The 22,680-nt window shown below is 50.1% G+C and carries 20 protein-coding genes; 5 read left to right on the top strand and 15 right to left on the bottom strand.

Annotated elements, in window-relative coordinates; translation table 11 throughout:
* Window positions 1–52 precede the first annotated feature (52 nt).
* Window positions 53–325: a Ni(II)/Co(II)-binding transcriptional repressor RcnR gene (gene rcnR, locus FDW98_RS08615; protein WP_000019951.1), complete on the bottom strand. Its 273-nt coding sequence runs from the start codon at window positions 323–325 to the stop codon at window positions 53–55.
* Window positions 326–447: 122 nt separating this feature from the next.
* Between rcnR and FDW98_RS08610 the strand changes: the two genes are divergently transcribed.
* Window positions 448–1,563 carry a nickel/cobalt efflux protein RcnA gene (locus FDW98_RS08610; RefSeq protein WP_001572377.1) on the top strand — a complete coding sequence of 372 codons (1,116 nt, stop codon included), beginning with the start codon at window positions 448–450 and terminating at the stop codon, window positions 1,561–1,563.
* 257 nt (window positions 1,564–1,820) lie between these two features.
* Here the strand turns inward: FDW98_RS08610 and FDW98_RS08605 are convergent, their stop codons facing one another.
* From FDW98_RS08605 to pcoA, 7 genes are all read right to left on the bottom strand, one after another.
* Window positions 1,821–2,255: a hypothetical protein gene (locus FDW98_RS08605; RefSeq protein ID WP_000723070.1), complete on the bottom strand. Its 435-nt coding sequence runs from the start codon at window positions 2,253–2,255 to the stop codon at window positions 1,821–1,823.
* A gap of 217 nt (window positions 2,256–2,472) precedes the next feature.
* Window positions 2,473–3,873, bottom strand: coding sequence for a copper resistance membrane spanning protein PcoS (gene pcoS, locus FDW98_RS08600; RefSeq protein WP_001211180.1), 1,401 nt, complete (start codon window positions 3,871–3,873; stop codon window positions 2,473–2,475).
* A complete protein-coding gene (gene pcoR, locus FDW98_RS08595) occupies window positions 3,870–4,550 on the bottom strand; it encodes a copper response regulator transcription factor PcoR (RefSeq protein ID WP_001188930.1) in 681 nt (226 codons plus the stop codon). Before pcoR ends, pcoS begins: the two co-directional genes overlap by 4 nt.
* A 54-nt stretch (window positions 4,551–4,604) precedes the next feature.
* A complete protein-coding gene (gene pcoD, locus FDW98_RS08590) occupies window positions 4,605–5,483 on the bottom strand; it encodes a copper resistance inner membrane protein PcoD (protein ID WP_229692861.1) in 879 nt (292 codons plus the stop codon).
* A gap of 55 nt (window positions 5,484–5,538) precedes the next feature.
* The gene (gene pcoC / locus FDW98_RS08585; protein ID WP_000025662.1) at window positions 5,539–5,919 is read right to left on the bottom strand and encodes a copper resistance system metallochaperone PcoC; all 381 of its coding nucleotides are present in this window, start codon (window positions 5,917–5,919) and stop codon (window positions 5,539–5,541) included.
* 39 nt (window positions 5,920–5,958) lie between these two features.
* Window positions 5,959–6,849 carry a copper resistance outer membrane transporter PcoB gene (pcoB, locus tag FDW98_RS08580; RefSeq protein WP_074133539.1) on the bottom strand — a complete coding sequence of 297 codons (891 nt, stop codon included), beginning with the start codon at window positions 6,847–6,849 and terminating at the stop codon, window positions 5,959–5,961.
* Window positions 6,850–6,854: 5 nt separating this feature from the next.
* Window positions 6,855–8,672 (bottom strand): multicopper oxidase PcoA, encoded by a 1,818-nt coding sequence (gene pcoA / locus FDW98_RS08575; protein WP_000925242.1) that lies wholly within the window; start codon window positions 8,670–8,672, stop codon window positions 6,855–6,857.
* A gap of 234 nt (window positions 8,673–8,906) precedes the next feature.
* Between pcoA and FDW98_RS08570 the strand changes: the two genes are divergently transcribed.
* Together FDW98_RS08570 and FDW98_RS08565 are read left to right on the top strand one after the other, a co-directional pair.
* Window positions 8,907–9,356, top strand: coding sequence for a copper resistance protein (locus FDW98_RS08570; protein ID WP_001023257.1), 450 nt, complete (start codon window positions 8,907–8,909; stop codon window positions 9,354–9,356).
* 288 nt (window positions 9,357–9,644) lie between these two features.
* Window positions 9,645–10,382, top strand: a complete 738-nt coding sequence (locus FDW98_RS08565) for a peptidoglycan DD-metalloendopeptidase family protein (protein WP_000287501.1) — start codon at window positions 9,645–9,647, stop codon at window positions 10,380–10,382.
* 33 nt (window positions 10,383–10,415) lie between these two features.
* Here FDW98_RS08565 and FDW98_RS08560 read toward each other — a convergent pair whose 3' ends face one another.
* The 7 genes from FDW98_RS08560 to silC all read right to left on the bottom strand — a co-directional run bounded on the left by FDW98_RS08560 (window position 10,416) and on the right by silC (window position 20,084).
* Window positions 10,416–10,613 carry a DUF2933 domain-containing protein gene (locus tag FDW98_RS08560; protein ID WP_000843494.1) on the bottom strand — a complete coding sequence of 66 codons (198 nt, stop codon included), beginning with the start codon at window positions 10,611–10,613 and terminating at the stop codon, window positions 10,416–10,418.
* Window positions 10,614–10,653: 40 nt separating this feature from the next.
* The gene (gene silP, locus FDW98_RS08555; RefSeq protein WP_023331515.1) at window positions 10,654–13,101 is read right to left on the bottom strand and encodes an Ag(+)-translocating P-type ATPase SilP; all 2,448 of its coding nucleotides are present in this window, start codon (window positions 13,099–13,101) and stop codon (window positions 10,654–10,656) included.
* A gap of 126 nt (window positions 13,102–13,227) precedes the next feature.
* Window positions 13,228–13,668: a DUF411 domain-containing protein gene (locus FDW98_RS08550; RefSeq protein ID WP_137397184.1), complete on the bottom strand. Its 441-nt coding sequence runs from the start codon at window positions 13,666–13,668 to the stop codon at window positions 13,228–13,230.
* 86 nt (window positions 13,669–13,754) lie between these two features.
* Window positions 13,755–16,901 carry a Cu(+)/Ag(+) efflux RND transporter permease subunit SilA gene (gene silA / locus FDW98_RS08545; RefSeq protein ID WP_137397185.1) on the bottom strand — a complete coding sequence of 1,049 codons (3,147 nt, stop codon included), beginning with the start codon at window positions 16,899–16,901 and terminating at the stop codon, window positions 13,755–13,757.
* Window positions 16,902–16,911: 10 nt separating this feature from the next.
* Window positions 16,912–18,204, bottom strand: a complete 1,293-nt coding sequence (silB, locus tag FDW98_RS08540; protein ID WP_000157620.1) for a Cu(+)/Ag(+) efflux RND transporter periplasmic adaptor subunit SilB — start codon at window positions 18,202–18,204, stop codon at window positions 16,912–16,914.
* A 113-nt stretch (window positions 18,205–18,317) separates the two neighbouring features.
* Entirely contained in the window at window positions 18,318–18,671 is a 354-nt protein-coding gene (cusF, locus tag FDW98_RS08535; RefSeq protein ID WP_137397186.1) for a cation efflux system protein CusF, read from the bottom strand.
* A 27-nt stretch (window positions 18,672–18,698) separates the two neighbouring features.
* Window positions 18,699–20,084 (bottom strand): Cu(+)/Ag(+) efflux RND transporter outer membrane channel SilC, encoded by a 1,386-nt coding sequence (gene silC, locus FDW98_RS08530; protein WP_137397187.1) that lies wholly within the window; start codon window positions 20,082–20,084, stop codon window positions 18,699–18,701.
* A 189-nt stretch (window positions 20,085–20,273) separates the two neighbouring features.
* Here silC and silR point away from each other — a divergent pair, with 189 nt between their 5' ends.
* Together silR and silS are read left to right on the top strand one after the other, a co-directional pair.
* Complete coding sequence (gene silR, locus FDW98_RS08520) at window positions 20,274–20,954, top strand: copper/silver response regulator transcription factor SilR (protein WP_137397188.1); 681 nt, start codon at window positions 20,274–20,276, stop codon at window positions 20,952–20,954.
* Window positions 20,947–22,422 carry a copper/silver sensor histidine kinase SilS gene (gene silS, locus FDW98_RS08515; RefSeq protein WP_032433718.1) on the top strand — a complete coding sequence of 492 codons (1,476 nt, stop codon included), beginning with the start codon at window positions 20,947–20,949 and terminating at the stop codon, window positions 22,420–22,422. Before silR ends, silS begins: the two co-directional genes overlap by 8 nt.
* The last annotated feature ends 258 nt before the right edge of the window (window positions 22,423–22,680 follow it).

Below are 22,680 nucleotides of genomic sequence, written 5' to 3'. Positions count from 1 at the left end.
TTGATAACGTGTTATTTAGATAAATTAATGCTCAGGGCTTTTAGCCAAACTGTCACTTGATGTAAGAATCCAGAACCTTCAGCACAACGTCCAGGTCTTCTTCTCGTTTCTGTTCTTCACTTTCATGAACAATATGTTCAGTCAAATGTCCTTTAATCACTTCACGCAATAAACCATTCACGGCACCACGTATGGCGGCTATTTGTTGCAGTACAGCGGCACATTCGTGAGGTTCATCAAGCATTTTTTTCAGCGCAGCAACCTGCCCCTGGATCTTGCTTGTACGTGCTTTCAGTTTTTGTTTATCGCGGATGGTATGTGACATGTGGGCTCTCACTCTCCTGGATATTTTATGTAACTATACCAGCGTTATTCTACTGGGGGGTAGTATATTTTACTGGGGGGGAGTAGAATCCGGCCTACACTTAATAACCAAGAATGATTCTCATGAACGAATTTACGACACTTCTTCAGCAAGGCAACGCATGGTTTTTCATCCCCAGCGCCATTCTGCTTGGCGCGCTTCATGGACTGGAGCCCGGGCACTCCAAAACAATGATGGCAGCATTCATCATTGCTATAAAAGGCACCGTACGTCAGGCCGTGATGCTGGGTGTCGCGGCAACATTGTCGCACACTGCAGTCGTATGGCTGATTGCTTTTGGAGGGATGTATATCAGTAATAAATTTACCGCAGAATCAGCCGAACCCTGGCTACAGATGGTCTCTTCAGTGATCATCCTTGGTACGGCTTTTTGGATGTTCTGGCGAACCTGGAGCGGTGAGAAAAACTGGCTGGAGGGAATGCAGGAGAATGAACATCATCACCATGACGAAACAAGGTTGATCGATACTGGCCATGGAAAAGTTGAACTGTCCATTTTTGAAGAAGGACAACTTCCCCACTGGCGGCTACGCACTCTTAGTGGCCAAAGATGGGCTTCTGAAGATATCTCATTAACCACACTTCGGGAAAACAGTACGATCTCTCAGACTTTTGAATTTGTTGATCATGGTGATTATCTGGAGTCAACATCTCCCATCCCTGAGCCTCACAGTTTCAACGTACGTCTGTCTCTGGGACATCGTGGTCATGTCCATGACTATGATGTGGCGTTCGCTGAACACGACCATGACCATGACCACTCTGAGCTTGATGGGCTGGATGTGAATTCGAAAGAGTATCAGGACGCTCACGAACTGGCTCATGCCAATGACATAAAACGCCGCTTCGACGGGAAAGAAGTAACCAACGGGCAAATCCTGATATTTGGACTGACAGGAGGGCTTATCCCTTGCCCGGCAGCTATAACTGTATTGTTGATCTGCCTTCAGCTTAAAGCGCTTACGCTGGGTGCCACACTGGTTGTTTGTTTCAGTATCGGCCTGGCATTGACCCTCGTAACGGTTGGAGTGGGTGCGGCGATCAGCGTTCGTCAGGTCGCCAAACGCTGGAGTGGCTTCAATACCATCGCCAGAAGAGCCCCCTATATTTCAAGCGCCCTGATTGCTGCTGTTGGGATTTACATGGGTATACATGGCTGGAATGGGCTGGTGCATTAACACCGGTACTGATGACACACACTCTGGGTACTTACAAAGTACATCCTAAGCGCCACCGTTGAGGTTATGAGCAGAAAAACCCGGAATATAAAGCTGCTCTTTCCGGGACTTGTTGCTGAGGCAGGGATTAAGTAACTGATTAAATCCATTCCCATAAGACTCAATGATAAATGAAAGAATAAAAAAAACGCTCCCGAATGGGAGCGTAAGCCAGTGACTTCGGCGTCAAATGAGGGTCTAACAAGTGGAGCTGCGGGTTAATTCTGGGTGATCTGGCTGCGATGCTTTTCAGCCTGCTGCTGATGAATAACGGAAGACTGACCATTATTCGCCTTCTCGTGCACAACAGCGGCTTTTTCATGCTCGTTCATTTCTGAAAATGACGTTGCTGATTCGTTGGTGGCCCCTGGTTTGCCTTTCATCATTTTTTTATGCATCTCCGCCATGTCCTGGTGGGCAGAAGCGTTGCCGTTTTGCATCATTTCATGGGACATTGCAGCCTGATCGTGTCCGCTCATATCCATCATTGTCATACTGTCTCCCTGAACAGCGCTTTTTTCAGAGGTTGACTGCATCTGATGGGCGGGTGCCTGGGCATTATTTACCTGGTCATGCATGTTCATTGTCTCTGCAGCCATGGCGGATGAAGCGACAGCCATAATGGCAACAAATGATACAAGGATCTTTTTCATGGTTGGGTCTCCGGTGTTTTCATACCCAAACAATCAACGGCTTATAACAGAGAAAGCATTTGATCTCAGGGCGGGTTATTCATCACTCCAGGAACCAGGCGATTGCGTTATCACTCTGCTCCTGATTTATGTATGATTATAAAAAACCGCCTCTGTTTATCGCGTGACTGAATGATGACAATTTTGTCACCTTCCAGGTTTCTCCTGAAGAACGGGATTAATCCATTAACAGGCGCACTTTGAACACAATTTCCCGCCCCTGCTGTTCTGCTGACAGCTCGCCGCCGTGAGCATGAATGATCGACCTTGTAATTGATAATCCCAGCCCCGCGCCTTCCGTGTTGTAGAACCTTGATGAGTCTGCGCGATAGAACCGGTCAAACAAACGTTCCAGATTAGCGGGAACCTGGCCGGACATCGTATTCGTAATCATCACGTTCACACAGTCACTGTCACGCTCAAGGTGTATCGCTGTACAGGTGTTATCGGGAGAATACTTGATTGCATTGGAAAGCAGGTTACTGAAAGCACGTCGGAGCATATCGCTGTCTCCGGCAACAACGCCCTCTCCTTCAACCGTGATTGTCTTTCCTGTTTCGTCTGCCAGGGGCTCGAACAACTCACGTAATTCATTCAGTTCGGCTGCCAGATCCACATCATGTTTATCCAGCCGCAGCAGACCATGCTCTGAACGTGCCAGAAAAAGCATGTCACTGGTCATTCGTGACAACCTTTTCAGTTCTTCCAGGTTAGCGAATAAAATTTCGCGGTAATGCGAAACATCCCTTTCCTTAGCCAGTGCAAACTGCGTCTGCATCATCAGATTACTGACTGGTGTGCGCAGCTCATGCGCGATGTCAGACGAGAAATCTGACAGTTTCCGGAATGCCCCCTCCAGGCGATCAAACATATTATTGAACTCCTGCATGGTCTCAGAGATTTCCGGCGGAGCCAGATCGGGATTTAGACGCTGATCCAGGCTGTGTACAGTCATGGAGGAAGCCAGACTGGTCATTTCCCGTAACGGTTTCAGACCAATACGTGTGGTCAGCCAGCCCAGAAAAACAGAAATAAAGACCAGACCGATATTGAACCAGAACAGCCAGGTACTGAGTTTGTCCATAAACAGGGTGTGATACCCAGTATCCGTGGCAACCGTAATGATGACATGTTTGCTTTTACCCTGTTCCGGCGTCACGGCAACCCGCCGCGAGATACTGCGGTACACGGTGTTATTTTCTTCCGTCTGGATCATATAGTCGAGAATATCACCCGACTTATTAAGCAGGACCGCTGGAACAACAGAATTTTTGGCATAGAGTTCAACAATTTTTTCATTTTCCATGTTTTTTATAGAAATGAATAAACCATTGTGCCCTACCATCGCATCGTTTATTTTTTCTGATAATGACTTAATATCCGTTTTGTTCCGGAACGTCTCTGTTTTAAGAAACTCTTCGGTGAGCTGAAGTTTACCTGTCAGAAAATCGCGGTCCTGATTATCGAAATAGCCATTAAGGGTGCTAATCAGGATAAAACTTGATAACCACCATACCGTAAGCATCACCGCAGAAAAAATCAGGCTCAGGCGTGTGGTCAGGGAAATTTTGAACCTCACTCTTCTCTGATCTCCAGGACATATCCGGCACCGCGAACGGTATGGATCAGTTTTGGCTCAAAGTCATCATCAATTTTACTTCTCAGACGTCTCACGGCGACATCAATCACATTCGTATCACTGTCAAAATTCATGTTCCAGACCAGGGACGAGATAAGACTCCTGGGTAACACTTCTCCGGTGCGTTGCAGCAGCAACTCAAGCAGAACGTATTCTTTACCGGTGAGATGGATCTTCTTCCCCGAACGGATCACGGTCCGGCGCACCATATCAACGGTCATATCGGCGATGGTGCAGACTGTTGCGGCCTGCGAGCGTGCCCGGCGCAGTAGGGTTCTTACACGTGCAACCAGCTCCGTAAAATCAAAGGGCTTAATCAGGTAGTCATCTGCGCCAAGCTCCAGTCCTTTCACTTTGTCCCGCACGTTGTCCTTTGCGGTTAAAAACAGGACCGGTTCTTCGTGCCCGGACTCCCTCAGTGCGCTGATGATTTGCCACCCGTCGAGGAAAGGCAGCATCACGTCCAGTATTATCAAATCATACTGTCCCTTCGACGCGGCCCCGAGACCATCGCGGCCATTATTAAAGAGATCGGCCTGATAGCCTTCCTCAACCAGTCCCTGCTGCAGGTAACGACCTGTTTTTTGTTCGTCTTCAACGATTAAAATACGCTGCATGGTCAACTCGCTGATATGAAAGTAAAAATCTCACGCATGAGCTTTGGCTGTCCCCTAGCTGACCTGAGACGGAGCAAGCATTCCGAGCCACGCTACGGCGCCCAGAATGATAATCGCAACAACGAATTCTGTCAGGATGCTGTTTCGCATCAGGGCAACGCTGCGATCATAATTCCCTTCCCTGACCATAACTTCAAGCCGGGGACCCAGGTGAAACCGGTTTGCTGCAGCCAGAAGAAGCATCAGAACAAACAGAGCCGTCTTGGCAAGCAATATCCTCCCCCAGGAACTGTTGAATAAGGGAGTTAAGTTACCCTCAGCAATATACAGATAGTTGACCAGCGCACTCAGGATCAGGGCTACAACAATCACCGTTCCTGCCGTGGCAAATTTTGCCAGGGAGTCAGATATCACAATGACGCTCTGTGCATTATGCTCGTTTCTGCGCATCAGCAGGATAGCAAATGCAACCAGAGCACCTGTCCAGGCACCTGCAGCACCGAGATGGGTCAGATCGCTCAGTAAATGGAGATAGTAATGCAGACCGTCATGCATAACGGCGTGTCCTCCCCAGGCAAGTGTAGCCAGCGCCACGCCCCCACTCATCGTCATCAGCAGGCAGGACAATACTCTCTTATTAGTGTAAAGGAACAAAGCACCGAGTGTGGTAAACAGGGCACAGAGCCTGACAATCCAGCTAATACCCACATCAGTTTCTTCTATCACCATCTCGATAACATGGATGGATAATTCTCTGAGGTCAGTTACTCCACTCATGGCATTAGATACCAGGAGCATATTAATGCCAGTAAGAATGATGCCTGTAACAACAGCAAAGGTTATAAACGACCTGAAATTAGTCAGGTTATAGGTTTCATGTCTGACACCGCTTATTCCATATATCTGAAAAAATGGCAATCCAAATATTACCATCAAATCCAGATAAAGAAGAAAACGAATAACAATCATAATCAGGTCGTTCATAATATTACTTCACTGTAAAGGTGTAATTACCGGTAATAGGGTGCGTATCTGAAGAAACCGCGCGCCAGTCAACACGATAAGTGCCAGCGGGTAAAGGCTCTCGCGGAATAATGACCATCGATTTAGGGTCAGCGCCTGGCGCCACTTTTGCCGCGACCGGCATCGGAGAATGTGATGACATGCCTTTCATACCCGTCATCGTTAATTTTGCACCTGAGAATTTCACGGTCAGATTTTCCGAGAAATTAAGCTGAATCTTTTCCGGGGCCGCTACGGCTGAATCAGCCTGTGGCACAGAGCTTTTTAATTCCGGATGGGCCATAGCAGAGAAAGCAACGCCCATAACGAGGCCACCTGTAAGAATGGCTTTATTTAAAATCGACATTTTATTTACCTGTTTAGTTGAGTGTTTTATATCAGTGCGTTAAAACCAGATTCTGGCTCCCGCCAGGAATACTACCTGATGGTCTTTCTCACCTTCTCTTTTCGCCATATCGGATGTTTTCCCGTAAAGTTGATTCCAGGAAACGCCTATATAGGGTGCAAACTCACGGCGTATTTCATAGCGCAGCCGGAGCCCCAGCTCTGTGTCAGTCAGTCCCCTGCCGCGACCCCGCGATTCATCATCCTGACTGTAGAAATTCACCTCATAGGATGGCTGGAGTATGAGCCGGTTAGTCAGTAAAACGTCGTATTCTCCTCCCAGACGAAGGGCTGCTTTTCCGCCATTACTGACAAAACCCGTAATTTCAGACTCAAAATTATAGAGTGCCAGCCCCTGAAAACCGACAGCAGCCCAGGTCCGGGCAGAAGCAGGTCTGAAATCCTGCCTGACACCCGCAACCAAATCCCACCATGGGCCAACCGCATGTCCCCAGAGTAACTGCGCTTCAGCCGCCTCCGTTTCCCCATTGCTTCGTTCACCTTCACTCTTTAGCCAAATCCGATCTGTGTCGCCTCCAATCCAGCTGTTAACACTCCAGCTGAAATTGTTGGTGTTATCCGACCGTTGCCATTCCAGTTGATCCAGCAGAACCAGATAATTAATCGCACTGTCGTGAATCGCATGCCCCTGTAAATTGCCGAATGCAGCCTTCCGGTCGGCATCGGTAACAGGCGGAATTGGCGTTCTGCTCTCAGTTACAATGGGCTCCATTGACGTCATCTCAGTGAAATTCTCATCTGCTGGCATCTGCATGGCAGACATGTCGTGCCCGGCGTGGGGATCTGCAGAGACGGAGCCCGCCGCAATAGAAAGCGGTGAGGTAAACAAACCGGCGACCAGAACAGGTATGGCCTTCAAATTTCTCTTCATTCGCATCATTCCTCCACCCGGACTTCACGAAACATTCCCATTTCCATGTGATAGAGCAAATGGCAATGATACGCCCAGCGGCCAAGCGCATCTGCTGTCACTCTGTAACTGCGTTTTGTACCAGGGGGAACATCTATTGTGTGTTTACGAACCATAAAATTACCGTTTTCATCTTCCAGATCGCTCCACATACCATGCAGGTGAATGGGGTGAGTCATCATGGTATCGTTGATCAGCGTGATCCTGAGCCGCTCACCGTATTTCAGCAGCACCGGTGCGGCATCTGAAAACTTGATTCCGTTAAATGACCAGGCAAACTTTTCCATGTGGCCGGTTAAATGCAGTTCTATGGTACGGCCAGGTTCACGTCCGTCAGGATCCTCAAAGCGGCTTTTCAAATCCGCGTACGTGAGAACCTTTCTTCCGTTATTTCGAAGACCAATACCCGGATCATTTAATTTCGGAGAGACGCTCATCGCCTGCATATCAACCAGTGGGTTATCCGTTTCTGACGCAGGATGACTTTGCATACCCGGCATTCCGGCCATCCGGGAATGATCCATACCGGCCATGCTGCTGTGATCCATGGGCGCGGAGGATGTCCCGCTATCCGGAAGGTCAGCACCGTCCATAGACATCATCTCTCCGCTGTTATCCATGCCTCCCATCTGGCTGTGGTCCATTCCTGCCATATCATGTCCCATTCCCCCCATACCCATATCTTCCATGGTCAACAGAGGACGGGGATCGAGGGGGGGAACGGCAGCACTTAACCCCTCTCTCGTGGCCAGTGTCCCTCGAGCGTAACCGGTCCTGTCCATGGATTGTGCGAAGATGGTATAGGCCTCACCCTGAGGCTCCACAATGACATCATAGGTTTCGGCAACGGCAATCCTGAATTCGTCAACGGTAACCGGGTTTACATACTGGCCATCTGCAGCCACGACCGTCATTTTCAGCCCGGGGATACGGATATCGAAATAGGTCATTGCCGAGCCGTTGATAAACCGTAAGCGTATCTTTTCACCGGGACGGAACAGTCCGGTCCAGTTTTTCAGCGGGGCCTGCCCGTTCATGAGATAGGTGTAGGTGTAGCCACTGACATCCGCGAGGTCAGTCGGATTCATTTTCATTTCAGCCCACATTTTCCGATCGGCAATGGTGGCTGACAGCCCCCTGGTATTCACGTCGCGGAAAAAAGAGCCAACGGTTGGTTTATTGAAATTGTAGTAATCCGACTGTTTTTTTAATTTTTTCAGCAGGCTGTGAGGATTTTCATCGGTCCAGTCAGACAACATGACCACATGCTCACGATCGTAAGCAAACGGTTCTGGCTCCCTGGCATCGATGATAATGGCACCGTATACCCCCTCCTGTTCCTGCAGACCGGAATGGCTGTGGTACCAGTAAGTCCCGTTCTGCTTAACCTTAAAGGTGTAAACGTAGGTATCATCAGGCTCTATGCCCATAAAACTCAGCCCCGGAACACCATCCATATTGGCCGGAAGAATAATGCCGTGCCAGTGAATGGACGTCTGTTCATTAAGACGGTTTTTGACCTTCAGGGTAATGGTGTCACCTTCTTTCCAGCGAAGAACGGGCCCCGGCAGGCCTCCATTGATTGTTTTGGCCTGACGCTCACTGCCCGTGATATTGACGGCCGTTTCACCAATGGTCAGGTCAAACTGAGTACCCTGCAGGGATGCGGCAACTGGCAGGCTCAGACTGGAACGCGCATTGAAACTCCATACGCCAAGACTTCCGGCTACGCCAGAGAGGGTTAACCCCTTCAGGAAAGTTCGTCGAGACGTTTTCAACAGCATGCGCATTCCCTTATTTAAAGTATGGTTACTGACAGAATTCGAGAACCGATTTAAATTAAATTACTGGTTCATCCACTTACAATGAAATGAATCTAGCACACCTTAAGAAACAAATTCATTACAATCGTGTAATGTACATAGCTGTATTACATTTACGTCATCTTCCCCACAGGTTGATTATTTTTATATATGATCATAAGGACATCTTTTATGTACCTCAGAAGGTAATTACACATGAATATATTAATCACGACCACTGCGTTTACAGCTTTATTTTGTGGGGCAGCTTTTGCTCAGTCCAGTGATATTGCCCATGAAGCACATCGATTTGTTAATAATGCCTCAGCCGTCAGTCATGTGAATTCCTCGACGCATGAAAACTTACCGGACAGGGTTAATAAAAACAACACGCCCTCATTCTCTGAAATGAATGAACATGAAAGGGCCATTGTTGCTCATTCATTTATGAACAACAGCGCGTCCTATGCGCATCAGAAAATGATTGAGGAACATAAAAAAATGCTGTCCGGCAGTGATGCAAATTCAAAGACCTCGTCTTCTTCTTTTAACGAACTGAATGCCGGAGAAAAAGCCGCTCTCGTGCATGAGCAGGTCAATAATGCCGGTGCGGAAGCACATCAGACGCAGGCAAGAAAGCTTCGCGGGCTGTATTCGACCAGGTAACTGCAGGCGGGTTAGTGCTTAGCGTCAGGTGCGCAGCAGGGCTTTACTGACGGGTTACGTAGCAGGACATGAGCCCCATATTGCTCTGCCGTAACCTGTTTCAGTCCCGTTAATCATCACCGTCGGGCTGGTCATACAGTTCCCAGAGCTTCAGGAGCAAACGGGAAACAAGATATGTTACAAAAATGACGACCATCAACGGTGCTCCCGATTAACTGACAGATGACACGCCTCCTGAAAACCCCTAGCATACGCCGCAGTGTTCATGCTAACGGCGAATTCCAGTAAATGTATTCTACCGATGTCGTAAAAGAAAATGCCTACCTTTCAGCCACCCGCTCGGGGCTGGAATCGAACGAGATCGCTACTCTTCAGCGCTCCTTGCCTTCCCGGTTTAATCTGCGGCATTTGAAAAAAAATGAATCATTAAAACTCGTACTGCAAAAGAAAGCGGGAAAATCACGTGTCGTGGCCTATAAATTTACGTCCGGTTCATTTAATTACACGGCGTATCGTATATCAGATAAAAAGTTCTATAACCTTTCCGATACTTCCGGGAAAGGCAGTCTCGATTATCCGTTACCGGCCACAGCAAGACTCAGTTCGCCTTTCAATCCTGCAAGGCTTAACCCGGTATCGGGAAAAGTGAGTCCCCATAATGGCATTGATTATTCCATGCCCATGAACACGAAAATAGTCAGCGTCATCGACGGAAAAATCACCCGGGCCGAATACAACAGTACCATGGGATATTTTGTTGAAGTAACGGGAAAAGCCGGTGTTAAAACTCGCTATCTCCACCTCAATAAAATACTCGTTACTAAAGGGGCCAGGGTTACACGGGGAGGTGCTATTGCGTTATCCGGTAACAGCGGACGTTCATCCGGTCCTCATCTGCATTACGAGCTGGTCATCAATAACAACCCTGTTAACTCTCTGGCGTTCCGGGCAGCGGCACCCGCTGATAACAAACTCGAACAGCATGCCTTTGCGCATGCCAGAGACTACGAACGATACCTGGACTGATAACGGGACCGCGACGCGGCCCCGTCTGCCGGATTAATTTTTTTTATCGTTTTCACTTCCGTGATGTTGATGATCTCCATGCCCTCCGTGGCCGTGGAAAAGATGCATTAGCGGGCAGACCAGCAATAACAGATATGGCCAGTAACCTGCCACATGTGACCAGTGTTCGCGCAGGAGGGCAAATGCCGCGATCGCGGCGACAGCAATAAGCGCATAGGTGGTACTTTTCATACTGGACTCCTTCTGTTCGTAACTGACCCTTCACTCAGTGTTATTTCCCGAGCCTGACACTTTTCAGACGCAACGCATTCACAATGACGCTGACGGAGGAAAGAGCCATGGCCGCCGCCGCAATAACTGGCGACAGCAGTATTCCATACACAGGATAAAGCAGACCTGCAGCCACAGGCACGCCAAGTGCGTTGTAGATAAATGCAAAAAACAGATTCTGACGGATATTTTTCATGGTGATCTCTGACAGATGACGGGCCCTGTTCAGTATCATCAAGTCGCCTTTGAGAAGGGTGACTCCGGCACTTTCAATTGCCACATCTGTACCCGTTCCCATGGCTATACCCACGTCAGCCGCTGCCAGCGCCGGGGCATCATTCACACCGTCTCCGGCCATCGCAACCACATGGCCAGACTCTTTCAGTCGGGTTATCACTGCTTTTTTGCCATCCGGCAGAATTCCGGCTTCAACCTCATCTATTCCCAGTTTCCGTGCGACTGCTTCAGCAGTAAGCTGGTTATCCCCGGTGAGCATAACAATGCGGATCCCCGCCTGACGCAAAGCTTTAAGCGCATCCGGCGTGGTTGTTTTCACGGGATCCGAGATAGCTATCAGGCCTGCAAGGTCCCCGTCTGTGGCCACATAGATAACGGTAGCGCCTTCCATCCGCAACGTATCCGCAACGGCCTTTTGATTATCAATAACGATACTGTTTTCCTGCATAGCCAGTTCATTACCAATAACAACCCGTTGACCTTCGACATCGCCTGAGACACCTTTACCCGACGGTGCATCGAAATGAGTGACTGCGGGTATTGCGATCCCCTTTTCCTGTGCTGCTTTAACTACTGCCATACCCAGCGGATGCTGCGAGCCTTTTTCCACTGCGGCTGTTACACGCAAAAGAGATGTTTCCCCACCCGGATTGAGACTGATAATCCCTGTCACCGTAGGCGAACCTTCCGTGAGCGTGCCTGTTTTGTCGACAACCAGCGTGTCCACTTTTTCAAGACGCTCAAGGGCTTCGGCATTCCTGATTAACACCCCGGCCTGGGCTCCTTTGCCCACCCCCACCATTATCGACATCGGCGTGGCCAGCCCCAGCGCGCAGGGACAGGCAATAATCAGGACCGACACAGCCGCAATGAGACCGTGCGCCATCCTGGGCTCGGGCCCCCAGACAGACCAGATCACGAAAGCAACAACCGCGATAAGTATCACCAGAGGAACAAACCAGCCTGAAACGCTGTCAGCCATTCTCTGGATGGGGGCACGCGAACGCTGTGCATCAGCGACCATCTGAACAATTCGTGAGAGCATTGTTTCATCACCGACTTTCTCTGCACGGATGATGAGACTCCCTGTCTGATTAATGGTCCCCCCGATGACAGGGTCACCCTCCGTTTTGGTAACCGGCATAGATTCCCCGGTCACCATCGATTCATCAACGGTTGTTTTGCCTTCGATCACAATACCGTCGACCGGAATACTCTCTCCTGGTCTGATGCGGAGCTTATCGCCAGGCAGAACATCTTCCGCATTAATATCCGTTTCATGACCGTCATGATCCAGCCGCCTGGCGGTTTTGGGGGCAAGATTCAGTAGTGCAGTAATGGCACCTGAGGTTTGTTCCCGTGCCCGCAGCTCAAGAACCTGTCCCAGCAGAACAAGCACCGTAATAACTGCTGCGGCTTCAAAATAAACGGCCACCAGGCCATCCATGTTTCTGAACGATGCAGGAAACCAGGAGGGGAAGACGGTTGCAATGACGCTGTACACCCAGGCTACGCCGGTGCCCATTGCAACAAGGGTAAACATATTCAGGGAGCGGTTACGTAACGACATTCCGGCCCGGGCGAAGAATGGCCAGCCACACCACAACACGACAGGAGAGGCCAGAAGCAGCTGCAGCCATGTGTTGTACTGTGGCGGTACTGTATTCCTCAAGGCGGGAAACAGATGAGATCCCATTTCGAGTACCAGAACCGGAAACGCCAGCAACAACCCCAGCCAGAAGCGTCTTGTCATGTCGCGAAGTTCATCACTTGGCCCCGTGGATGCCGTAGCTACGAGCGGCTCCAGTGCCATTCCACAGACAGGACAGCTTCCGGGACCACTGCGGCGTATCTCCGGGTGCATCGGACATGTCCACACACCTTCAGAATTCTCTTTCTCCGCCTGGTGGTGAGGCTGTTTTATCTGATCAGGGCTGACTTCGTGATGATCGTGGTGATGGTGATGGGAATGTTCACTGGCATCTTCGGTAAGATAACGATCGGGATGGGCTTTAAATTTACTCTCACAGCTGGCGGAGCAGAAATAAAGTTGATGGTCCTGGTATCGAATGCTGCTGTGCGCCCTGTCGGGCAGGATGTCCATCCCGCACACGGGATCTCTCACCTTATGCAATACGTGGCCCTCGTCCGGGGATAATGTCTGCTCAGAAGCAGTCTGGTTGTTGTGTTGCACTGCATTGTCATTTTTCACAGTAACTCTCCTTATGCATACCGAAGCATCTTCTGTCTTCAGGGTATGTCATGGATGCGATTACCACGAATGCCGCCGGCATAAGAGTGCCTGCTGCCGGCGTCCCGTTATCAGCCGTTCCGCTGACTATTCGATTCGCTGGAAGACTTTTTTACTTCCATCCGGTGAGAATGCGATAACATCGTAAGCCTCTTTTCGGGCTCCCATCTCCATTCCAGGACTTCCTGCTGGCATACCGGGGGTGGCGAGACCGTATATACCTGAACCAGACTGCATTGCCTTATGTATCGTTGTCGCAGGCACATGGCCTTCAATGATCAAATTACCGGCAACCGCGGTATGACAACTTCGCAGTCCTGCAGGAATAGCATGCTTTTCTTTCAGGGCTGACAGCACCTGATCATTCATGACGTGAGTTCGTACTTCAAACCCGTCTTTTTCTATCGCCTTGCCCCACAGGGAACAACAGCCACAGTTTTCAGATTTGTACATATCAATCACTTTTTCACTCGCCATCGCGGGCAGTGAAAGGCCGAGAGCCAGCGCCATCAGAACCACTTTTTTCATACTCACCTCTGTATATTATCGATTTAAACCCTGACGTCAGGGTGAATCAGTAAAGAAGGACACCCACAGGGGGTGCCCTTTCAGGTTCAGGACACGCTTTTTTTATGTCTGCGCAGCCAGATTAATTTGTAGGCGGCAGGAATAATGAACAGGGACAGCAGCGGAGCCGTGATCATCCCACCAATCATGGGTGCCGCGATACGGCTCATGACTTCTGAACCTGCACCGGTTCCCCAGAGTATTGGCAGCAGACCCGCAATGATCACCGCCACGGTCATGGCTTTCGGCCGGACACGCAGTACGGCACCATGATAGAGGGCTTCATCAAGGCCTTCCGGTGTGAACGTCTCTTTACGGGACAATTCCGGGTGCGCTTCAATGGCATGACGCAGATACATCAGCATGACCACGCCAAACTCTGCTGCCACCCCGGCCAGAGCGATAAACCCCGTTCCGGTTGCGACTGACATATGGAAGCCCTGCCAGTACAGGAACCATATCCCGCCAACCAGGGCGAACGGCAGGCTCATCAGGATCAGCAGGGCTTCATCAACCCGGCGGAATGCCAGATACAACAGGATGAAGATGATCATCACCGTCATCGGCACCATCAGCTTCAGTTTCTTGTTGGCATGCTCAAGCAGTTCAAACTGTCCGGAGAATGACACGCTGGTACCCGGTCTCAGTTTCACTTTCTGACTGATCGCCGTTTTAATGTCATTAACCACCGACACCATATCCCTGCCGCGCGCGTCAATGTAAATCCAGCTGGCTGGACGGGCATTTTCCGTTTTCAGCATAGTCGGCCCGGAAACGACCTTAATATCCGCAACATCGCCCAGCGTGATCTGCTGCTTCATCGGGGTCAGGATCGGCATCTGTTTCAGGGCCTGCGGGCTGTTCCGGTAATCCTGCGGATAGCGGATATTAATCGGGTACCGGGCCACGCCTTCAACCGTTTCCCCTACCGTCGCGCCGCCGATGGCTGATGAGATGAACAGCTGCACATCGCCCACCGTCATTCCGTAGCGGGAGGCTTTTTCCCGGTTGATATCCACATCAATGTAGCGCCCGCCTTCCAGTCGCTCTGCGAGAGCAGACACTACGCCGGGTACGGTTTTGGCGACCGCTTCGATACTCTGCGCCGTTGCATCGATATCGGACAGAACCGTTCCGGACACCTTGATACCTATCGGGCTTTTGATCCCGGTTGAGAGCATATCAATACGGTTACGGATTGGCGGCACCCAGAGGTTTGCCAGCCCCGGTAAACGGACGGTCCTGTCGAGTTCTTCAATAATCTTGTCAATCGTCATGCCTGGACGCCACTGATCCTCAGGTTTGAGCTGGATCGTGGTTTCAACCATTTCGAGCGGTGCGGAATCCGTGGCGGTCTCTGCTTTACCGGTCTTGCCAAATACAGAGGCCACTTCAGGAACGCTTTTGATTAACTTGTCCGTCGTCTGCAGGAGCGCTGCAGCTTCAGCCGGAGAGACACCCGGCAGGGTCGACGGCATATACAACAGGTCGCCCTCGTTAATCTTCGGCAGAAACTCACCGCCCACCTGGCTCAGCGGCCAGATAACGGTGAAAATGGACAAGGCCGCAACCAGCAGGGTTGTTTTTGGCCAGTGGAGAACCCGCAACAGCAATGGATGATACGCTTTGATCAGTACCCGGTTCAGGGGGTTACTGGTCTCTGCAGGAATTTTCCCCCGGATCCAGAATCCCATCAGAATCGGAATGACGATGATGGCCAGCACGGCCGCGCCCGCCATGGAGTACGTTTTCGTGAATGCCAGCGGGCCAAACAGACGTCCTTCCTGACCTTCCAGGGTAAAGATAGGAATAAAGGACAGGGTGATGATCAGCAGGCTGATAAACAGTGCGGGTCCCACTTCAACGGAGGCATCGGTAATCACCTTCCAGCGGGTGGCGTTGTCAATCTGCTCACCCGGATGCTGATGATCCCACTCCTCAAGCCGCTTATGCGCATTCTCAATCATCACAATGGCGGCATCCACCATCGCACCGACGGCAATCGCTATCCCTCCCAGCGACATGATATTGGCGTTCAGTCCCTGGAAGTGCATGACGATAAAGGCGATACACAGACCAAGCGGCAGAGAGATAATCGCCACCAGGGCAGAACGTACGTGCCACAGGAACAGGGCACAGACGATGGCCACCACGATAAACTCTTCCAGAAGTTTGGAACTGAGGTTATCAATCGCCCGGTCGATGAGCTGGCTGCGATCGTAGGTGGTCACGATTTCAACGCCTTCCGGCAGGCTGGCCTTCAGCGTCTCAAGTTTATCCCTCACTGCCGTGATAACGTCGCGTGCATTTTTACCCGACCGCAGGATCACCACGCCGCCAGCGACTTCGCCCTGGCCGTTCAGCTCGGCAATACCACGCCGCATTTCAGGCCCGGTCTGCACGCGGGCAACATCCCGCAGATAAACCGGCACGCCGTTCTCGCCTGTTTTCAGGACGATGTTATTAAAATCATCAATGCTCTGAAGATAACCGCTGGCACGGACCATATACTCAGCTTCGGCCATTTCAACGGATGAGCCACCGGCCTCCTGGTTAGACGATTCAAGGGCCTGTTTCACTTCGGGCAGGCTGATACCATACTGAGACAGTTTTACCGGATTGACCTGAATCTGGTACTGTTTCACCACGCCGCCAACCGAAGCGACCTCAGCCACGTTCGGGATGGTTTTCAGCTCAAATTTCAGGAACCAGTCCTGCAGAGAACGCAGTTCTGAAAGGTCGTGTTTTCCGCTGCGATCGACAAGGGCATATTCAAATATCCAGCCCACCCCCGTGGCGTCCGGACCGATTTCAGAACTCACACCGGCGGGCAGTTTTCCCTGTACCTGGTTCAGGTACTCCAGCACGCGGGAACGGGCCCAGTACAGATCGGTGCCGTCTTCAAAAATGACATACACATACGAATCACCGAACTGTGAAAAACCACGCACGGTTTTTGCGCCAGGCACGGACAGCATGGTGGTGGTAAGTGGATAGGTGACCTGGTTTTCTACAATCTGCGGGGCCTGGCCGGGATAGCTGGTTTTGATAATGACCTGCACATCTGACAGGTCAGGCAAGGCATCGACAGGCGTGTTAATAATCGTCCATGTGCCCCAGATGCTGAGAAACAGGGCCCCCATCATGACCAGGAAACGGTTGGCGACAGAGCGCCGGATAATCCATTCAATCATCGTCGTCTCCTCAGTGCCCTGAATGCATATTTACAGGCTGGTCAGACATTGCTGGCATACTGCTTTCTGTTTTTTCAGGGTGGCGCATACGTTCCAGTGCGCCCGTAATATTGGCTTCAGAGTCAATGAGGAACAGGCCACTGACCACCACGGTATCGCCTTCATTCAGGCCGGAGCCGATGCCGGACTGTTGCTGTGACTCATGCAGAACGTGGATCTGTTTCGGCACAAACTTGCCTTCATCATCAACAGTAATCACGCGCTGTTCTTTGCCGGTATCGATAACGGCCTGGCTTGGTATCAGCAGCATCTCCTGGCTTCTGGTATTCAGTTTCAGATAGGCATTCATGCCCGGCTTGAGAAACTCATCCTTATTAGAAACCTGGAGACGGACCTGAAGCGTACGGGTTGTCTGATCCACGCTGGGAAGAATATTCCATTTTTCGACATGGAATGTTTTATCCGGATAAGCCGGTACCGAAATTTCAAACTGCGACGTATCTTTCAGCAGATAGGCGATAGATTCTGGCACTGCAGCGCTGATCCAGACCGGGTCCATTCCCTGAATCTGAGCCACCACCTTATCTTTCGAAATATTCATGCCGGTGCGCAGGTCAAATGCAGTAATGACACCATCAATAGGTGCTTTAATGGTAAAACGGGTCTGAATGCTCCGGGTAGAACGCAGTCTCTGAATATCCTCTTCCGGCATACCTGCCAGGCGAAGCCGTTCCAGAACGCCTTTAATTTGCGTGGAAGTACCACCGGTGCTGGATAACAGAAGGAATTCACTCTGTGCTTCCACCCAGTCCGGAATGGTAATATCGATAAGTGGCGTCCCCTTCTTCACATGATCGCCAATCGTCATGGGGTAGACTTTTTCGACAAACCCGTCAGAACGCGCCTGCACAATAACAAACTGATACTCGTTATAGCTGACATTAGCCGGGATTGTCTGAGAATAATTCAGCATTCCTCGCGTGACTTTTTGCGTTTTTAATCCCAGATTCTGAACCTGGGTTGGGTCGATACGGATCCCGCCACTGCTTTTATCGCCACTGTCATCAGCATATTTTGGCACCAGGTCCATATCCATAAAGGGCGATTTTCCGGGTTTATCAAATTTGGTATCCGGTTTCATTGGGTCATACCAGAAAAGCACCTTTCGTTCCGGTGCCTTTTGTTCTGTTTTTTCTGTCTTTTGTGCTGAGTTTACATACTGCCAGGCAGTAACCGATATCAGCCCCCCTGCTATGAGGCTGCTGATAATTATTGCAGCATATTTTATCTTTAAAGAAGCCATACAATTTTCCGCTAAAAAATCAAAACACCTGGCATATGCGCCTGACGGTTAACTCACACATATACCTATGTGAATGTACAGGCGCACAGGATGTAATCGCTCCGGACAGCCAATCAGGACTGCGTCACGTTAATGCTTTTGAGTAAGGAGATATTGCCCTGCTGAATAAACGAGAAATCGACATGGTTGCCTGTTTTCAGGGCATTAATAGCATCGTCTGCATTAACAAAAGTAAAGCGCATGGTCATTGCAGGCCAGCCCACCGCTGGAATTGCTTCATGCGAAATGGTGATTTTCTTAGTATTCATATCAATGTCTTTAACGACACCGGTGCCCTTGATAACCTGCTGTACCGAAGCATCACTGGCAGTATTCATATCGCCATGCTGATGTGTTTCAGCATGAAGACCGGTAGAAAACATGACAGAGAAGGCACCAAATAAAACGGCTTTAAGTGAATTACGCATTTTAATTTCCTGATTAATTAAATAAATTTACTCTACCCAACCGCCACCCAGCGCGGTAAACAGATTAATTTCGTTAACCTGCCGGGAATAGGTAAGATCGAGAATGGTTTGCTGGGTAGCGAAGAGGGAACGTTCTGCATCCAGCACTTCGATGTAACTGACAGCACCACTTGCATACAATCCTCTGGCACGCTGGAGAGTTATCTGAAGTGAATCAAGATAACGCTGCTGTGACTCAAGTTGCTGGCTAAGGCTGTCGCGCAGCGCAAGCGTGTCGGAAACATCCTTAAAGGCTGACTGAATTTTTTGTTCGTAATTAACCACCGACTGTTGCTGGCGAATTTCAGCCAGCTTCAGATTGGCTTTATTCCTGCCAGCATTAAATATAGGAATTTCAATTTTAGGGATAAAATTCCACATTCCACTTCCTGACGTAAACAGGCTGGACAGCTCCGTACTGCTTGCGGAAAGACCACTGGTCAGGGTAATGGAGGGGAAAAAGGCCGCTCGCGCTGCGCCAATATTGGCATCAGCCGCTTTCAGCTGATATTCCGCTTCCATAATATCCGGTCGCTGCAGCAAAATTTGTGAAGACAGATTTGGTGGCAATTTTACTGGGGCTATCTCCCCGCCTTTCATCCCTTTTTCTGACGGAAGTGCGCGGTACGTTCCCAGCACCAGTTGCAGGGCATTGTTTGCCTGAGCCAGATCGCCTTCTCGTTTGGCTATTTCGGCGCGGGTACTTTCGATTTGTCCTCGCGCCTGTTCAAGTGCCAGAACGTTCGTACTCCCGGTCACGAGCTGCTGCTCAACGAAAGCATAGGACTGTTGATAATTTTTCAGCGTTTCCCGCGCAATACGAAGTTGTTCGTACGCCAGTTGCTGGCTGAAATAGCTTTGTGAAACGTTGGATACCAGCAGGATGTGTACGGCCCGACGGGCTTCTTCGCTGGCAAAGTAGTTCTGGCGATCAGCATCACTCATGTTCTTAAGTTTGCCGAAAAAATCGAGCTCATAACTGAACTTCAGACCTGCGTCGTACCCCTGTGTGGTCGGCTTGTCACCTTTCAGACCACCGCTGTATGTGATCCCGGATGAGGCATTCAGCTGGGGATAACGATCTGCATCCGTGACGTTGAACTGGGCCCGGGCCTCTTCAACCTTCAGTGCAGCCATTCTCAAATCACGGTTATTAGTCAGGGCTTCAGTAATCAGCCGGGTGACCTGGGGATCGACAAAAAAGTTACGCCAGCCCGTATCCTGATAGCCATTCACCGCTGGCGTCAGGCTGTTACGGGACAGTGAAAACTGCTGGGGTACCGGTGCTGCCGGACGCTGATATTCAGGCGCCAGAGAGACACAACCAGCCAGAATGAAGATTGTGCTGATGCTGAGTAGTTTTAATTTGAACATATTGCTTCTCGTCCAGGCAGACCTGGTAAATGGTTCAAATGAAGTTCAGAGTATTACCAGGGTTACTTTACAGAATGCACTCTGTTTGTCGGGTGACAGAATAATGACAATGTTGTCATTTTTACGGTAATTCGTTGATTACGATCGTGTGCGCAATAGAATGACATTAGCAGCCAGACGGGGAGCAAGATGAAAATATTGATCGTCGAAGACGAAATTAAAACAGGTGAATATCTCAGCAAAGGGCTTACAGAGGCAGGGTTCGTAGTGGATCACGCTGATAATGGTCTTACCGGATATCATCTCGCCATGACAGCCGAGTATGATTTAGTCATTCTGGACATCATGCTGCCTGATGTGAACGGCTGGGATATCATCCGCATGCTGCGCACTGCCGGAAAGGGTATGCCGGTCTTACTACTGACGGCCCTCGGCACGATCGAACACAGGGTCAAAGGACTGGAACTGGGTGCGGACGATTATCTGGTTAAACCCTTTGTGTTTGCCGAACTGCTGGCCCGGGTGAGAACCCTTCTGAGGCGGGGAAACACGATGATCACGGAAAGCCAGTTTAGGGTGGCTGATCTCTCGATGGATCTCGTATCCAGAAAAGTCAGTCGCGCCGGAAACCGCATTGTGCTCACCAGTAAAGAGTTCAGCCTGCTGGAATTTTTCATTCGCCATCAGGGCGAGGTTCTTCCCCGTTCCCTGATTGCCTCTCAGGTCTGGGACATGAATTTTGACAGCGACACTAACGCGATTGATGTCGCCGTAAAGCGACTCCGCGCTAAAATAGACAACGATTACGGGACAAAGCTGATCCAGACTGTCCGGGGCGTGGGCTATATGCTGGAGGCCCCGGATGCATAGCAAACCTTCCAGGCGCCCTTTCTCACTCGCCCTGCGGCTGACCTTTTTTATCAGCCTGTCCACGATACTGGCTTTTATCGCCTTCACCTGGTTTATGCTGCATTCTGTTGAAAATCATTTTGCCGAGCAGGATGTCAGCGATCTTCAACAAATCAGCACTACCCTGAACCGTATACTGCAGTCCCCGGTGGATCCGGATGAAAAAAAAGTAAGCAAAATAAAGGAGTCGATTGCCAGCTACCGCAACGTTGCCCTTTTGCTCCTCAATCCCAGGGGGGAAGTGCTCTTTAGTTCAGCGCAGGGGGCGGCACTACACCCGGCCGTGAATTCCGCAGATTTTAGCGAGCACAGCCGCGCACGGGATGTCTTTCTCTGGACGGTGGAGGATCCTGCGAGACCGATGGATACCGGGTCTGAAATGAAGATGGAAACATACCGGATTATCGCCTCCTCTGGCCAGGCGATATTTCAGGGCAAACAGCAGAATTATGTCATGCTGACTGGCCTCTCCATTAATTTCCATCTCCATTACCTCGATGCGCTGAAAAAAAATCTGATTGCGATCGCCGTCGTGATAAGCCTGCTGATTGTTCTGATCATTCGCATCGCTGTCCGTCAGGGGCACCTGCCCCTTCGTAATGTCAGCAATGCCATTAAAAACATCACCTCCGAGAATCTTGATGCGCGGCTGGAACCGACACGCGTTCCCATTGAGCTGGAGCAACTGGTTATCTCGTTCAATCATATGATTGGAAAGATTGAGGACGTCTTTACCCGCCAGGCCAATTTCTCTGCCGATATCGCGCATGAGATCAGAACGCCCATCACCAATCTGGTGACGCAGACTGAAATCGCACTGAGTCAGGATCGAACCCAGAAGGAACTTGAGGATGTCCTCTACTCCAGTCTTGAAGAGTATAACCGGATGACCAAAATGGTCAGCGACATGCTGTTTCTGGCACAGGCGGACAATAACCAGCTTATACCTGACAGGGTCCGTTTTGACCTCAGAGCAGAAGTCATGAAAGTCTTCGAGTTTTTCGAAGCCTGGGCCGAAGAACGCAATATCACGCTCAAATTTAACGGGATGCCCTGCCTGGTTGAGGGAGATCCACAAATGTTCAGAAGAGCGATCAATAATCTGTTATCCAATGCCCTGCGTTATACCCCGGAGGGACAGGCCATCACCGTCTCAATAAGAAAGCAGGAGAGCTTTTTTGACCTTGTGATTGAAAATCCAGGGAAACCGATCCCTGAAGAACATTTATCAAGGCTGTTTGACCGTTTTTATCGGGTGGATCCATCCAGACAACGAAAAGGAGAAGGCAGCGGCATCGGCCTTGCGATTGTGAAGTCAATCGTGGAAGCACATCACGGAAGAGTGCAGGTGGAATCAGACGTACGCTCCACGCGTTTTATCTTATCCGTGCCCAGACTGGAGAAAATGATCCCGGAAACCCAATGCTGAAAATAAAGATGTAAATGACAAAGATGTCATTAGCCTGTCATGCAGCAAACAGAAGCCATTCGATATAATTAGTGCAACTTATCAGGAAGGCTGGATTGCTTCATCAATACCCGGCGTCAGAGTACGCCAGGAAATGAATATCCAGCCCTCTTCCGGAGAAATAAACGCTGCCGAACCTGTTTCAGTTATGGAACTGAAAACACCGGTTGTACTTCCCCGGACATCACTAATTCAGAAATGGAGAGTTATCATGAAAAA

Origin of the sequence: Citrobacter sp. wls711, assembly GCF_005281055.1 — a bacterium.
In the GTDB taxonomy this organism is placed as follows: Bacteria; Pseudomonadota; Gammaproteobacteria; order Enterobacterales; family Enterobacteriaceae; genus Citrobacter; species Citrobacter gillenii.
This window is presented reverse-complemented; position numbering and strand designations above follow the sequence as displayed.

What these genes read in the sequence shown, in the direction of transcription:
- pcoR (WP_001188930.1), bottom strand. Translation starts at nt 4,550, where the DNA reads ATGCAGCGTATTTTAATCGTTGAAGACGAACAAAAAACAGGTCGTTAC.
- silR (WP_137397188.1), top strand. Translation starts at nt 20,274, where the DNA reads ATGAAAATATTGATCGTCGAAGACGAAATTAAAACAGGTGAATATCTC.
- silC (WP_137397187.1), bottom strand. Translation starts at nt 20,084, where the DNA reads ATGTTCAAATTAAAACTACTCAGCATCAGCACAATCTTCATTCTGGCT.
- FDW98_RS08550 (WP_137397184.1), bottom strand. Translation starts at nt 13,668, where the DNA reads ATGAAAAAAGTGGTTCTGATGGCGCTGGCTCTCGGCCTTTCACTGCCC.
- pcoA (WP_000925242.1), bottom strand. Translation starts at nt 8,672, where the DNA reads ATGCTGTTGAAAACGTCTCGACGAACTTTCCTGAAGGGGTTAACCCTC.
- FDW98_RS08565 (WP_000287501.1), top strand. Translation starts at nt 9,645, where the DNA reads ATGTATTCTACCGATGTCGTAAAAGAAAATGCCTACCTTTCAGCCACC.
- pcoB (WP_074133539.1), bottom strand. Translation starts at nt 6,849, where the DNA reads ATGAAGAGAAATTTGAAGGCCATACCTGTTCTGGTCGCCGGTTTGTTT.
- cusF (WP_137397186.1), bottom strand. Translation starts at nt 18,671, where the DNA reads ATGCGTAATTCACTTAAAGCCGTTTTATTTGGTGCCTTCTCTGTCATG.
- FDW98_RS08560 (WP_000843494.1), bottom strand. Translation starts at nt 10,613, where the DNA reads ATGAAAAGTACCACCTATGCGCTTATTGCTGTCGCCGCGATCGCGGCA.
- silB (WP_000157620.1), bottom strand. Translation starts at nt 18,204, where the DNA reads ATGGCTTCTTTAAAGATAAAATATGCTGCAATAATTATCAGCAGCCTC.
- silA (WP_137397185.1), bottom strand. Translation starts at nt 16,901, where the DNA reads ATGATTGAATGGATTATCCGGCGCTCTGTCGCCAACCGTTTCCTGGTC.
- FDW98_RS08610 (WP_001572377.1), top strand. Translation starts at nt 448, where the DNA reads ATGAACGAATTTACGACACTTCTTCAGCAAGGCAACGCATGGTTTTTC.
- rcnR (WP_000019951.1), bottom strand. Translation starts at nt 325, where the DNA reads ATGTCACATACCATCCGCGATAAACAAAAACTGAAAGCACGTACAAGC.
- FDW98_RS08570 (WP_001023257.1), top strand. Translation starts at nt 8,907, where the DNA reads ATGAATATATTAATCACGACCACTGCGTTTACAGCTTTATTTTGTGGG.
- FDW98_RS08605 (WP_000723070.1), bottom strand. Translation starts at nt 2,255, where the DNA reads ATGAAAAAGATCCTTGTATCATTTGTTGCCATTATGGCTGTCGCTTCA.
- pcoD (WP_229692861.1), bottom strand. Translation starts at nt 5,483, where the DNA reads ATGGTAATATTTGGATTGCCATTTTTTCAGATATATGGAATAAGCGGT.
- pcoC (WP_000025662.1), bottom strand. Translation starts at nt 5,919, where the DNA reads ATGTCGATTTTAAATAAAGCCATTCTTACAGGTGGCCTCGTTATGGGC.
- silS (WP_032433718.1), top strand. Translation starts at nt 20,947, where the DNA reads ATGCATAGCAAACCTTCCAGGCGCCCTTTCTCACTCGCCCTGCGGCTG.